The sequence below is a fragment of the Synechococcus sp. H55.8 genome (assembly GCF_047462375.1).
Taxonomy (GTDB): Bacteria; Cyanobacteriota; Cyanobacteriia; order Thermostichales; family Thermostichaceae; genus Thermostichus.
This window is the reverse complement of the sequence record NZ_JANSJC010000041.1, coordinates 1-13,471: the sequence shown is the minus strand read 5'-3', so window position 1 is coordinate 13,471 and position 13,471 is coordinate 1. Positions and strand designations below refer to the sequence as shown.

The 13,471-nt window shown below is 59.6% G+C and carries 13 protein-coding genes; 3 read left to right on the top strand and 10 right to left on the bottom strand.

Translation table 11 applies throughout. The features are described from left to right. Positions 1 to 716: 716 nt before the first annotated feature. The 5 genes from NW862_RS12360 to NW862_RS12340 form a co-directional block, all read right to left on the bottom strand. Complete coding sequence (locus NW862_RS12360) at positions 717 to 1,457, bottom strand: DUF1995 family protein (protein WP_414335814.1); 741 nt, start codon at positions 1,455 to 1,457, stop codon at positions 717 to 719. 47 nt (positions 1,458 to 1,504) lie between these two features. Beyond that, the gene (locus tag NW862_RS12355) at positions 1,505 to 1,969 is read right to left on the bottom strand and encodes a GUN4 domain-containing protein (protein WP_414348126.1); all 465 of its coding nucleotides are present in this window, start codon (positions 1,967 to 1,969) and stop codon (positions 1,505 to 1,507) included. 50 nt (positions 1,970 to 2,019) lie between these two features. Then, a complete protein-coding gene (locus tag NW862_RS12350) occupies positions 2,020 to 2,670 on the bottom strand; it encodes a hypothetical protein (protein ID WP_414427228.1) in 651 nt (216 codons plus the stop codon). Positions 2,671 to 2,809: 139 nt separating this feature from the next. Continuing rightward, positions 2,810 to 4,864, bottom strand: a complete 2,055-nt coding sequence (locus NW862_RS12345; RefSeq protein WP_414335819.1) for a bifunctional metallophosphatase/5'-nucleotidase — start codon at positions 4,862 to 4,864, stop codon at positions 2,810 to 2,812. A 107-nt stretch (positions 4,865 to 4,971) separates the two neighbouring features. Beyond that, positions 4,972 to 5,325 (bottom strand): MGMT family protein, encoded by a 354-nt coding sequence (locus NW862_RS12340; protein WP_414335821.1) that lies wholly within the window; start codon positions 5,323 to 5,325, stop codon positions 4,972 to 4,974. Positions 5,326 to 5,387: 62 nt separating this feature from the next. Here NW862_RS12340 and NW862_RS12335 point away from each other — a divergent pair, with 62 nt between their 5' ends. The 3 genes from NW862_RS12335 to ndk all read left to right on the top strand — a co-directional run bounded on the left by NW862_RS12335 (position 5,388) and on the right by ndk (position 7,156). Next, positions 5,388 to 5,900, top strand: coding sequence for a hypothetical protein (locus NW862_RS12335; RefSeq protein WP_414335822.1), 513 nt, complete (start codon positions 5,388 to 5,390; stop codon positions 5,898 to 5,900). A 72-nt stretch (positions 5,901 to 5,972) separates the two neighbouring features. Further along, on the top strand, positions 5,973 to 6,632 hold the full coding sequence (locus tag NW862_RS12330; protein WP_414335824.1) for a HupE/UreJ family protein: 660 nt from the start codon (positions 5,973 to 5,975) through the stop codon (positions 6,630 to 6,632). A gap of 74 nt (positions 6,633 to 6,706) precedes the next feature. Continuing rightward, positions 6,707 to 7,156 carry a nucleoside-diphosphate kinase gene (ndk, locus tag NW862_RS12325; RefSeq protein ID WP_414335826.1) on the top strand — a complete coding sequence of 150 codons (450 nt, stop codon included), beginning with the start codon at positions 6,707 to 6,709 and terminating at the stop codon, positions 7,154 to 7,156. A 249-nt stretch (positions 7,157 to 7,405) separates the two neighbouring features. On the opposite strand, the gene NW862_RS12320 is transcribed toward ndk, so the two are convergent. From NW862_RS12320 to NW862_RS12300, 5 genes are all read right to left on the bottom strand, one after another. Next, on the bottom strand, positions 7,406 to 8,476 hold the full coding sequence (locus NW862_RS12320) for a macro domain-containing protein (protein ID WP_414337015.1): 1,071 nt from the start codon (positions 8,474 to 8,476) through the stop codon (positions 7,406 to 7,408). A gap of 12 nt (positions 8,477 to 8,488) precedes the next feature. Continuing rightward, positions 8,489 to 9,136: a DUF4433 domain-containing protein gene (locus NW862_RS12315; protein ID WP_414337017.1), complete on the bottom strand. Its 648-nt coding sequence runs from the start codon at positions 9,134 to 9,136 to the stop codon at positions 8,489 to 8,491. A gap of 51 nt (positions 9,137 to 9,187) precedes the next feature. Further along, entirely contained in the window at positions 9,188 to 10,561 is a 1,374-nt protein-coding gene (locus NW862_RS12310) for a nitrate/sulfonate/bicarbonate ABC transporter ATP-binding protein (RefSeq protein WP_414336097.1), read from the bottom strand. An 18-nt stretch (positions 10,562 to 10,579) separates the two neighbouring features. Continuing rightward, entirely contained in the window at positions 10,580 to 12,307 is a 1,728-nt protein-coding gene (locus tag NW862_RS12305) for an ABC transporter permease (protein WP_414349164.1), read from the bottom strand. A 241-nt stretch (positions 12,308 to 12,548) separates the two neighbouring features. Next, on the bottom strand, positions 12,549 to 13,471 hold a 923-nt coding region (locus NW862_RS12300), incomplete at its 5' end, for an RNA-guided endonuclease InsQ/TnpB family protein (protein WP_414427227.1).

Genomic DNA, 13,471 nt, shown 5'->3' with positions numbered 1-13,471 from the left:
TCTAGCTTCACGGCTTGCGAAGCAGACACCTTGAGCTTGCAGGAGATAGTCAGGACTTGGGCCATGTCACGATTATCCGTCGTCCGCATTGCTCCCGCCCCTGACCCTACGGGTACAGGGCGGGGCTCCTGCGGTTTCTAGCTGAAGCAAGGCAGGAGCTTTGGGGTCGTTTCAGAATAGTTTAAGGCGGTTTCCGGTCGCTTCTTGCCGCCATCCTTAGCCCCAACCCCTCTCCTAGAGAGAGAGGAACTCGTCAAGAAGTCGCTTGTCTCTCTCTCAAACGAGCTTCCCCCTCTTCAATAGCCACCGTGCCTTGACCCAAGACTTTCTGAAAAAAGGATCCGAAAAGATGCTTTGTTCGTCCAACTGTGGGATCCACACAACCGACAATCTTGCTTAGGAGATCGTCCTCTACGGATTTAATGTAGGAAAATCAGTTGTCGTGAACGTAGATTTGGTGGGCAACTCTATCTCTAAGTTTCCCTTGATTGATAACAAAAGAGTCTTCGCCTTCAAATTGGATTCCTAACTCATAGGCGATAGCATCGGTCAACGCCCACTCGATAAAAAGGCTAGACAAAGCATCTCCGCAGAGTTTCTGGATCGGAGATGGTTCTGTGTATTTCATCCGCTCCGATAGCAGTTCGGCAGCCGGGAAGGCGGCCAACAATAAAACGTTGTCTTGATACTCTCCCTTTCTTGAAGCTGCGGGTCGATCAGGGGATCCCGCCCAGCCAGCGCCGCCAGCTCCACCAGGGATCCCCTCTCCTGGTGGCCCTAAACAGCTCGGCCACTTCTTCGCCGCTGGGTCGAGCCCTAAAGGTCTGGAGGACGCTGTAGAGGCCGGGCTCTTCCTGCTGCCACAGGCTCCAGGGATCCGGGTAGGCGCGAAACAGGGCTCCTTCCAGCAGCGAGCGCAGGTAGTAACTGGTCTCAAAGGTGCTCAGGAAGCGTTGCCGCAGCCGGCGCCCAGCCAGCCCCACCCCCACTGCGGCGGCATCCTGAAGTTGTGGGTTGAGGAGAACGACGGGCTTGGGATCCCGGCCTTTGGCAGCCAGCCCAGAAGGATCGCCGCCGCTCACCACCTGGCAGACCCGCTCCACCTGATCCAGGCTGTAGACTGCTGGCATTACAAACAGGACGCTCTGGTCTGGTGTAGGCTGCGTGCGGGCAGTCAGGCTTTGCAGTTGCATCCCGTCGGGAAGGGATCCCCACTCCCGCTGGGCCAGGGCTGCTCCGCCGGCATCGCTGAACAACACCAAAGCCGGTGGCGGCAGCAGCTCCAAGAACGGACGGGCTAAGACTTCCGGCTTGATGTCGGGGGCGAGGATCTCGATGAGCAGGCGGCGATACCCCGCCTGGATAGCCAGGCGTGTGGCCTGGATGGCCTGCTCGCAGGCTTGGGCCAGATCGCCGGGCAGGTGGGGAAACTGAGTCAGTTGCAGTTGTTCAGCCACAGTCTCATCCCATCAGATCCATCAGATAACAAGATTGCAACAGACGCTCAGCCGGACAAGTCTTCCCAAGCCCTGTGGGTGAGCAGTTCTTCCAGAACCCGCACCCCCCGCAGTTGGTTGGAAAGGGGCAGGTGACCTTTGGGGGCAGACAGATCCCAGGTGAACTCGTCGGGGTAGCGGGTCCAGTGGTAGCCTTGTTTCCAGCCAATCAGCGGCCAGAGGCGCTCCCAGTTGCGATTCACCCCCAGCCAGAGCTGCCGCTGCACCGAGTAGCCGAAGCGATCCCCGGAGGCCGCCCGCCACAGGCGATCGATGGTGCGCAGATCCTCTGCCGGGATCCGGCTCACTTCGGAAAAGTACAGCCAGCCCCGCCGCGCCGCCCCCTCTCCCGCTGCCCGGCACAGCAATTGCAGGCTCAGCCGATCCGCTTCCAGCCAGGCTCCCGCCGCCAGCAACTCCTGGAGAGGCCGATAGTCAATGTCCAGGGCTGAAATCAGAGGGACTGTCACCATTGCCGTTGCAAAAGGTTTCTTTCGAATTCTAGTCCCTGTTGGCGGCCCACTCAGGGTTCAGGAGGATACTTGGGCGGATCCCCAAAGACGATGCGATAGCCAAGATAGGCCACCCCTAGCAACCCCGCCAGGATCCACAAGAAGGCTGAGAAGGGCATGTAGGAAAAAAAGACAACATAGACCCGGCGGCTGAGCCAAGAAAAAATGAGATAGACTGCCGCCAAGAGGCCGATCCCTTGCAAGGTGCGGAAAGCCGGCACCCGCGAGAGCGGCATGCGCTGCCGTGCCACCCAGATGGAGCTAAGGAAATAGTAGGGAGGCACCAGCAGCAGAAACATATCCGCCTGCTTCACCACCGCCTGCCAGCCAGCCGTGTTGGTGGCATAGGCCAAGTAACCGGCCCAGAGGACAAGGCTCACCGCTGCCAAGCCGATGTTCAAGCTGAGCAAAAAAGGCTCTTCCCACTGCCCCGGGATCCAGTGGCAGAGAACCCAAACCAGCCAAGGAGCCGCAAAGAGCAGGATGGCAATCGTCAAGCCGTTGGCGTTGAGCTGGGTGAAAAACGTTTCCAGGGTCATAATGGCGAAGGGAGGGAAAGTCGATTTCGCTCGATAGTAGCGTAGTTCCAATCCTTGACCAAAATCCGTCAACACTGCCCAAAAAACAACGGTCTCAGGGATCAAGTTTTCCGGACAACCCAAAAGGGATCCCTAAATTACCAGCGATCCTTTCTGATCCACTTGGCAACATCCCTTCCCAAAAGTCCAAGGTCTTGCTCCCGACAAACGCCAACCCCTCCCCCAGCAAGGAGAGGGGCGGCGGGCTCGGCAACAGCCCAGACTAGAGGCCTTGCAGCACCGTATCCTGGCGCACCGAGAGGTTCTGGATGCGGGTATCTTGCGCAGCCGGGGTATCCTCCTGGGTGAACACGCCGATCTGCCGCAAGTAGCGAGCCAGCGCATCCTGCTCGCTGCCGGGGGTGTCAAAAGTGATGCCGGAGCTGGGGGCCAAGTTCACCCGGTTGGGGTTAGACAGGCGCGGGAAGGGATAGTCATCCCCACCGTTGGCCAAGAAGTCCAGCGTCACCAGGCGGAAGGTACGGCGGGGATCCCCTTGCAACTGGCCGTTGCGCACCACCACATCCCGGCCCGTGGGTGTGTCCACCCGCAAAGAGATCACGCGGGATCCCGGTGGTCGCGACGGATCAAAGCTGAAGGCAAAGCCGCCAATCTGCGGGAAGCGGCCCGGCGTGGCCCCTGGCTGGCTTTGCGCCACCCCGTGTTCTATCAATTGTTTCAGCTCCTCGGCGGTGACGGTCACCAGCGACAGGCCGTTGTTAAAGGCCAAGGCAGTTTCGATATCCAGTTGCGAAACTTGGCCTGACTGCTTGCCGGCATCGGGGTTGGCCAGCGGAGGGATCCGCCGCACCGGCTCGCCGCCGCCGCCGCCGGTGGTAGCCCCAATGGGAGCGCGAATGCCACCCCCGTTTTTCAGGGAGATAACCGTGGTGGCATCGACAGTTTTGGCGTAGGCCAAGTTGGCATCAGCCGTGAGGTTGCCCAGGTTGGTTTCCTCGGTGCGCACCTCGGCCCGCAGGCCGTTGAGGAATTGCGTAGTAGAGCCAAAGGTGCGGCCATCCTTGGTGCGGATGATGTTGCCGATCTCGTTGGCCACCCGCACCACGTCGGGGTTGGGAGTGCCGCGCACGGCTGCCACCCCTTGGTCGTCGGTGGCATAGGCGCCGCTTACCGGATCGATGCGGGCAATCACCCCATTGGCGTCGAAGCCGGCCACCAAGCGGCCCACGTAGCGGTAGTTGGCGCCGGTGTTGACCACTGCCACCGGCTGGCCACTGGCTGAGGTGCGCAGGATGGGGTAATCGCCCGTGCGCACATCTTCAGGGCGGAGGCGGTCGGTGGGCTTGGCAATAACACGGTGGGAGCCGCCGGCGATGATGACATCGACATCCCGCAGTTGGCTGGCCAGGGTTACCTCGTTTTGGAGCTGCTGCAGGTGGGCCAGGAGGATGATCTTGTTAATGCCCTGGCCGGTGAGCTGGTTGACGAAATTCTGGATGAGGGCAGCGTTCACCTGGTCGGTGTCGTCCACCCTGCCTTCCACCCTCACCTCAGGGCCGGGACTGGAAATGGCGGCCAAGCGGGTGGTGGTGGCACCCACCAAGCCAATCCGCTGTCCTCCCACCGTGATCACCGCCGTCTTGACGATCTTGCCGCGGATGGAGCTGGCCTCTTGGCCATCGGCAGCAAAGTCAGAGCTGGCCAGTTCGCCGGTGCCGCTGAAGCTGAGGTTGGCGCTCAAGTAGGGAAAGCGGGCGCCCGCGTAGCCGCGGCTGCTGTCGGGTCGGATCAGGTCGCGAATTTGGCGCGTGCCTTGGTCAAATTCATGGTTGCCAAAGGCAGACGCCTCAAAACCGATGGCGTTGATGATTTCAATGTCGGCTTTGCCAGGCGTGCGGTCATACCGACCTCGCAGGGAAGGATCCGTGCTGGCGTTGTAGAAGGGGCTGGGAATGTAGTTGTCGCCACTGGAGAGGATCACGGTGTTGGGAAATTGGGGGCGCAGCGCGTTGATCACCGCCGAGAAGCGGGGGGCATCCTGAACGGCGGCAATGGAAGCTTCCAAGTCGCTGGCGTGCAAAATCTGCAGCGTAAAGGCGGGCGGTTGACTGGAGAGGGTGACATTGGGATCCGAGGCGATAAACCCCGCTCCTCCGCCGGCTGGAGGAACTGAGCTACTGCTGGTACCGCAGGCGCTTGCCAGGCCCAGCACCAAACAGCACAGCCCAACCCACAGGGACTTGGCCAGAGGGTTCAGCCAAGCCGGAAGCCCTCCCTCGGCAGGGGCTAACCCTCGAGCGCGACAAGCTGATTTCATGACAGTTCCTTCACTCCATCCACGAGACAAGACGCATCCGCGTTCACGTTACCAGGGCTGGGCGGGAGGTTTCGCTATGGCTTGTTTAAGATTGGGTCAAGCTCAGGTTAAGCTTGCCGCGGATCCCAGCCAAACTGGTGCAAGTCCACCCGGCCCTCGGCGTCGAAGGGGATCCCTTCGGCTTGGAGTAAGACTTTTTGCAGGTCGTCGTAGCCGAGGCGAAAAGGGGAGTAGGAGATGCGCCCTTGGGCGTTGATCACCCGCTGCCAGGGGATGTCGGTTTTTTGGCCTTGCAGGCGAAACAGGGCATAGCCCACCTGGCGAGCATACCCCGGATAGCCGGCAAGCCGCGCCACCTGCCCATAGGTGGCCACTCGCCCCGGCGGGATCCGCCGCACAACTTCATAGAAGCGCTGGTAGAGGCTGATGGATTGGGCCTCGGTGGGGCAAGCCGGTGTCATAGGGATCCCTACCCAAACTCAGGAGACAATGGAGTTGGCTGATAACAAGCGCAGCTCTTCCTATGAGTTATCTCATTGCGGTACTGCCGGATCGCATGGCTGCCGAGGCGGCCTACAGCGCTCTGGAACAAGCCGGCTTCCCTCTGGAGCGATTGCACCTGCTGGGGCGAGGCTACAAAACGGCGGATGAATTTGGGCTCATCGATCCGGCCCAAGCAGCCCACCGCCAGATGCAGCGCCTGGCCATTTGGCTGGTGCCCTTTGGCTTTTTGGCGGGAGTGGGGTTCAGCGTCCTCAGCGGCCTGGATACCTTTGCCTGGGCGGGATCCCTGGGCAACCACCTAATCGGCGGCCTGTTGGGTGCCCTGGGTGGGGCCATGGGCAGCTTTTTTGTGGGGGGAGGAGTAGGCCTGACCAGCGGCTCCGGCGATGCTTTGGCCTACCGCAACCGTCTCAATGCGGGCAAGTACGTGCTCATTTTGGAAGAGGAGAACGAAACCCGCCTGCGCGAGGCAACGCGGATTTTGCGCCAATTTGAGCCGGAGAATCTACAAGGGTACAGCGAGCGCCTTTGAAGACTAGAAAAGAAATGGGTACAGCAAGCTTAGACCCCTTCGCATAGGTTCAATCGTGAGGGAGCAAAAAGCATGTCTTGGCAGTGGCAGCGACCTTTGGCCTTGCCTGCTCAAGTGGGCCGCGGCTGGGCCATCGGCCTGGGGGCGGGGATCGCCTGGCTGGCCTCTTGGCCGGCTCTTGCCCACCACGCTCTGGGCGGGAGATTGCCGGCCACAGGGTGGGAGGGGTTTTTGTCGGGCCTGGCCCATCCGGTGATCGGCCCGGATCACCTGGCCTTTGTGGTGGCCATTGGTCTCATTGCGGCGGGGCAGCCCTGGCGCTATGGGATCCCGCTGGGCTTTGTGCTGGCCGGTCTGGTGGGCACCGGGATCCACCTGGCCGGCTGGGATCCCCTGGGGCTGACGGAGTTGGCCATTGCCTGCTCCATAGTTCTCTTTGGCCTACTGCTGGTTCAATCGCGGCAGATCCCAAGTTGGCTCTTGCTGCTGTGGGGATCCCTGGCGGGGCTATTCCATGGCTATGCCTATGCCGAAGCGATCATCGGTGCCGAACCCATGCCCTGGCTGGGCTATCTGCTGGGGTTGAGCACCGTTCAATATGGGGTAGCGCTCCTTGCCCTCTGGGCGGCTGAAACCTGGGCAGAGAGGATCCCTGGCTTAATCCGCAGTGCCGGCTGGATGATTGCAATAGTGGGGGCTATATTCCTAACGTTGGCGGTGGTGAGCTCCTAGACACCCTTGCACTGGGGATCCCCAATCCGGTACAAGGATAACGGTGAAGATGAGTAACAACAAGGGGAGATCCCATGGAGCGCACCTTTATCGCCATTAAGCCAGACGGCGTGCAGCGGGGTCTGGTGGGCACCATCATCCAGCGCCTGGAAAGCCGGGGCTACCAATTGGTGGGCCTAAAGCTGGTGCAGGTAAGCCAAGAGCTGGCGGAAGCCCACTACGCTGAACACAAGGAGCGCCCCTTCTTCCCCGGTTTGGTGAAGTTCATCACCTCAGGGCCGGTGGTGGCCATGGTCTGGCAGGGCAAAGGGGTGATTGCTGCCGCTCGCAAGCTCATCGGCAAGACCAACCCTTTGGACGCCGAGCCGGGCACCATCCGCGGTGATTTTGGCATTGATATTGGCCGCAACCTCGTCCATGGCTCCGATGGCCCCGAGACCGCCCAACGGGAGATCGCCCTTTGGTTCCAGGAATCCGAGCTGGTAAGCTGGACGCCCGCCACCCAAAGCTGGATTTACGAGTAGGCATGGCCGGTGGCAGCAAAATGGCTCGTCGCGTCGATCCCTAGTTCTCTTCTCCCTTTGAACAGAGGCTAGAGAGGAAAACTGTACAGCGATCCGGGGCAGGAATCAAATTATCAAATAGCGATGAAACAGTTCTTCAAGTTCATCCACAACTCCCCTCTCTCTCTGGGAGAGGGGCTGGGGGTAGCGGCGCGGAGCGCTTGGGAGCTGTCTCGATCTAGCCTGGAATGACCATATCTCGAACCTGCTTTAGCTGGTTGCGAACTGCTGCGTCGGAAAGGCCCTGACCCATCCCTTCTCTACCAAAACTTGAGTGGCGAGCAGGATTTGTTTCTTGCTGAATCGTCGCTTTCTTTCCGCCCAGGCGTGGAAACCCTCCACCAGCTCCTCCGCCGTGCTGGGGTGGTCGCGAGTTATGATCCAATGGGCAGTGGCGAGCAGTTCTAAACCATATGGCGACTCAAAACCCTCCACGAGGTCGCTAACACGCTCGAAACGTTCTCTCGTCTCCGGCTGACTGGCGAGGTAGCTGTAGGCCTCCTCAACGGCGCCAGGCACAAGCTCTAGCTTCTTGTCCGGTTGGTCACCCCCCGATCCGTACCCGGAGATGTAGTGCCCTTCGATTTCCTTGAGAACATGCCGCAGGTTCTCAGCATAGGGGCCATAGACGCCCTTCGTGAACCGCAGGCGCAGCGGCTCCCCGGCCTCCTGCAGGAAGTACATCAGCTTGTGCAGCTCGAGCAGGGAAACGAAGGGAACCAGTAGACCGTTGATGTAACGCTCCATGAGGCCCACCAGCACCGCTCTTCCCGGGGTCAAGGTGGAAACCTGCCCACGGCGCATGCTCTTCGGCAAAAGCTGAACTTCAGTCGGCTCATAGACAAGAATGCGGACATCCGTGAGCGTTGCCAGTGCCCGCTCGATGCGGGAGCGAACATCTGGCCAACTGAGACCACCGAGGCCACAGCCTAGGGGTGGCAAAGCAACCGAATGTAGGTCAAGGCGCCTGATCTCTTGGACAAGGGACTGCAGCCCAGCCTCAATGTCCTCAATCCTCGACTTCCCTCGCCAGTGGCGCTTGGTGGGAAAATTGATAATGTAGCGCGGATTGGTCAGCTTTCCTGTCTCGAAAACCAATAGTTTGCCCGGCCGAACCTCCCCCCGTCGGCAAGCTGCTGCGTAGGCCTTGAAGTTCTCAGGCCAGGCTTTTTTGAACTGCAGCGCAATGCCACGGCCCATGGCGCCAACGCAGTTAACGGAATTGACCAGCGCTTCCGCATCCGCTTTCAGGATATCCCCGACACAGTACTCGAGGTTCATGGCCTCTCTCCGCTAAAAATACCAATCGGCACGGACTTCAACCGCAGGATTATACCTACTTCCTGCCAATGCTTGGTTGACCCTGTCTTTGACGCTAGCCTGGCACACTCCGATCCTTTCAACGAGATCAAAAGGGAAATAGCCATGGACGAGAAATTCTGCCTGCTTGCGCTCTTTAATATCTGAGTTGCGAAAATCCCTAGCACTAATGGCATCCCAGTCTAGCTCACCAAGACAGTCGAGTTGTGCGCGAAACTCAGTGTAGCGTGCCCCTGCATTGGAGAGGGAGAAAGCCCATCGAGTTCCACTGTGGTCAGCCCAATTGATGACCCGGTACAGATCGGCTTCGAGGTGTACGACTAGGGTCTGCCCGCCGCGATAGGCCAACTCGGGGTGGTTGGCGCAGTGGATAACATAAAGCATGATCGAGCGCGGGCAAAAATAAAAGGGAACATAGTCGCCGACTTTTGTGTCGGGGTGACAGGCAACTTCCAGCTCCTCGATTCGGCGCCGCTTGATTTTGGACATGCCAATTATTTGCGTCGGCCCGCCTTGCTGCAGGATTGCCGCGTCAGAAAGTAGGCCGCCGGCAGTTACGATACCTTGCAAGTTGTCCACATGAGTGATGTGGTAAATTTTCGGGCTTTCTGGGATAGGCATCGTACCTCTAACCTACGACCCAGCTTTGGAAAAGGCAAAGCCAAGCTGGCCCTAGCCAGAACGGGAATCAAGGCCGACAGGCTCAGAAGCGGCGGAGCTTTCGCTGGGATCCGGGAGATACAGCCGCTCTTCCGAGGCATCGTACTCAAAGAGCTCCGCATAGCGCCCCCAGTCAACGGCTGTAGCAAACTGCCGCTCAGCTTCCTCGTGGGGAAAATGTTCGTCCCAGAGATCCAAGAAGAAGTCCGCCCGCATGGAGCGGCTGTTTTTTTCTTCCAGCGTCTGCAGGATGCTCTTGAAGACCGGCACCCGTGCCAAAAGCTGCTGTCGGAAGAGATCCTTGCTGCGCAAGATGGTGGTGTTGGCAAAGTCTTGGCCGATCTCGGTCAGTTGTACCACCCTGCCGCTTACCTCGGCAAAGCCCAACAGCACCGCCGCATCCAAAATCGGCAGCAAGTCATCCACCGCCAGTTGCAGCCGCTCGGCCAGCTCGGCAATCTCTACCCGTGCCTGCGGCCATTCCACAATCAGCTCCAGCAAACCACTGATGCCGCCCACCCGCGCATGGGGCAGGGGCAGCGCGTAGGGAGAAGTTGCCCTACTGCTTACCGAAGTGGGGGCAGCCACCTCGCCGGTTACCGGGATCTCCGGATTGGTCATGATCTCGTAGATGTAGTCGACCAGGGACTTGAAGCGGGGATCCGTACGTTCGTGGGGCCGCGGCAGGTCGATTTTCACCTCTCCCCGGATCCGCCCCGGCTTGGATCCCAGGATCACCACCCGATCCGCCAAAAACACGGCCTCTTCGATGTTGTGGGTAACGATGAGAATGCTCTGGGAAGGGAAGGCCTGGGTGTTCCAGAGCTCGTCGATCTCCCCCCGCAGGTTCTCCGCCGTCAGCACGTCCAGAGCGCTGAAGGGCTCGTCCATAAACAGCACCTTGGGCTCTAGAACAAAGGCGCGGGCAAAGCCCACCCGCTGCTTCATGCCCCCCGAGAGTTCCTTGGGGTAGGCGTTCTCGAACCCATCCAGGCCCACCAGGTCGATGGCCTTGAGGGCCCTTTGCCGCCGGATCTCGCGCGGGATCCCTTGAGCCTGCAGCCCCAGCTCCACATTTTCCTGCACCGTCAGCCAGGGCAAGAGAGCAAAACTCTGAAACACCATGGCCACATCCGGGTTGGGGCCCCGCAGAGGACGTCCATTGCTCAACACTCGCCCTTCGCTAGGCGGGATCAGGCCCGCCATGATGCGCAGCAGGGTGCTTTTGCCGCTGCCGCTGCGGCCCAACAAAGCCAAAACTTCCCCTGCCCGCACTTGCAAATCTATCTGGCTTAAAACCGTAAACTCGCCCTTGCCCTCCGGCAAAGGAAAGCGCTTGTAGACCCTCTCAACTTCGATCAGAACCGGAGAAGCTGCAGAACTCATATCAGATAGCCTCAAAGATTAAAGGTGATATTTTTCTTCTGCCAATTGATACAACCGCCGCCAGAAAAGGCGATTGATGCCCACCACAAACAAGCTCATCATGCCAATGCCCAAAGTAATGCGGGGCCAATCTCCCACCGCCGTTGCCTCAGCGATATAGGTGCCCAATCCCGTAGCCTTGAGAGTGGTGGATCCCCAGGCCACGATCTCCGAGACAATGCTAGCGTTCCAAGCGCCGCCGCTGGCCGTGATCCCCCCGGTAACCCAGGCAGAAAAGATCCCCGGAATAATCAGCTTTTGCCAGAGCTGCCATCCCCGCAAGCCCACATCCACGGCCATCTCGCGCAAATCTGTGGGAATGCTCTGGGCGCCGGCAATGGAGTTAAAGAGAATGTACCACTGCGCTCCCAACGACATCAGCAAAATGCTGCCCCACTCAATGCTAATTTGGGTGCGGATGAAAAACAGCGTGGCAAATGGAAAGAGGAAATTGGCCGGAAAAGCTGCCAGAAATTGCACCACCGGCTGCAGCAACTTTGCCAGGCGTGGATTAAAGCCGATGGCCACTCCGATCGGCGTCCAGATCACGGTGGCGAAAACCAACAGCACGCTGACCCGCAGCAGGGTGAGGATCCCCAGCCCAAAGGTCAGCAGCACCTCCCCGAAACCCACGGTGGTGGACACAAAATGAACAATCCAAATCCCGATCCCGCCAATGGCCAGCCAAGAGAGCTGAGTCAACAGCCGCTCGCGGCGTCGCTCCGCCTCGGGATTGGGTGGATCCCCCCAGCGCGGGCGAGTTAAATAGGACAACAGCCGATCCGCCAATTCTCGGAAGGGAGCCAGCCAATTGCCCAGCAACCGCGGGATCCGCGCTGCGGTCAGCAGATCATACAGCCACGACTCCGGGGCAGCCGCACTGGCGCTCTGCTCCAGGCGAAACTTATCCGACCAGGCCACCAGAGGCCGCCAGAAGAGCTGATCCACCAGCAGGATCACCACCGCCATGGTCAAAAGCGCCCAGCCCAACTTGGGCAGATCTTCTGCTTGAACGGCGGCTTCCACATAGGATCCCAGGCCAGGCAGGGTGTACTCCTGGTTAAGCACGCTGATGGCCTCGCTGGCGGCCACAAAGAACCATCCCCCGCCAAAACTCATCATGGCGTTCCAGATGAGGCCCACCATCGCTGCCGGCACTTCCAACTGGACGAAGCGCTGCCAGCCCGACAAGCGGTAGAGGGTAGCCGCTTCCACCAGCTCCTGCGGCAGGGTGCGCAAGGATTGGTAAAAGGAAAAAGTCATGTTCCAAACCTGGCTGGTGAAGATGGCGAAGATAGAAGCCGCCTCCAGACCCAGCAGGCTGCCGGGAAAAAGCGCGATAAAGCCGGTAACGGTAATGGAGAGAAACCCCAACACCGGCACCGATTGCAAGATATCCAACAGGGGGATCAAAATTCGCTCCGCCCAGCGGCTTTTGGCGGCGATATACCCGTAGATCAGGGTAAAAAGGGTGGAAAAGAAGAGGGCGATGAACATGCGCAAGGTGGAGCGGGCGGCGTAGTAGGGCAGGTTGCGCGGATCCAGGTCGACTCGGGGCACCAGCGCCGGCGGCTGAAACTGCTCAAAAGCCCCCGTCCCCACCTGCGCCACCAAGGCCAGGAGAACCAACGTGCCCAGAATAATAGCCCCATCAGCAGCCCCAGCCGGCAGCCGACGGAGTACCTCTGGAGAAGGAAAAGTCCTCATGTCCGCTCCGAAAGGTTCACGAAACGGTAACAAAGCATCCCCACCCCGCCCCGCAGAATAGAGTCCTCAGCCTCTGCAGCGTTGCCGCTTTACTTCCTGCTTCCGCGTTTCCTAACTGGCCGGCTCCCAACCCCGCAACAGGAAACTCCACGCCAGGCTTTGCACTGCGTTGAGGTCGCGGTCTATTTCTAAACTCAGAAAACCCACACCCAGCAATACTACCTGAAATAGGCACCGTAAACTACCCGACTCCGACCGCTAAGCGGTACGGAGCGGGCTTAAGCGCTCCGCGCCGCTGACGCGAATGGTAGCCCTGCAGTTGGCAAGCCAACCACGGACCTCTGGGCCGGTTTACAGCGACCCCCAAAAGGGCAATCACGTTGGCACCGTTCAAATCTGCATCCCCTTCCCAACCGCAGACTGGGTTCACACAACGAAAATGCTTCCCTTCCCGTTGCCCAAGCCACAAACACCGGTGGCAGGTCTGCGAGCTGTAGGCAGGCGGCACCACCACCACCTGGATCCCTGCTCTGGCGGCCTTGTAGTGCACAAACTGCCGCAACTGGTAGAACGCCCCTCGCGCTAGCGGGCCGTAGGCCTCACTGTTCGCCCGCCGCCGCTCCGTCTTGCTGCGCGGCTGTTGGTTGACACGCTCCCGGATCCCGGTCAGGTCTTCCAAGGCAATAAAACGGTGGGTGGCCAGTGCCCTAGCAACAATGGACTTGGAGATGCAGTGATTGACCCAAGTTTGAAAACGTCTCTCCCGACCAGACAGCCGTTGCAGCGGCTCCCGGCATCGACGCCGAGTGCTGCGTGTGCCCTTACCGGCCTTGCGTTGGAGAACCGCTCTCAACCGGGAGTAGTGGTCTCTGACCTGGTTCAACTGCTGTCTATTCCAGTGGTCTCCCTCAGAAGTATGGGCAATATCTCTCCTACCCAAATCCACGCCAATTGCCTTGGTGGTGTCTTGTGGCTCCGGCACCTCAGACTCCACGCAAATTTGAATGGAGTAGGAACCGTCTTGGCGTTTGACCAACGTGGCTGCTTTAGGGTTTGAGCCTGCTAACATGCCGCGCTGGTAGTTACTTATATCCAGCTCAAAGCGTTCGCGTCCCTCAACGGTGGTCAGCGACACCGTCCAGTCTTTTTCCCGAAAAGAAAAGA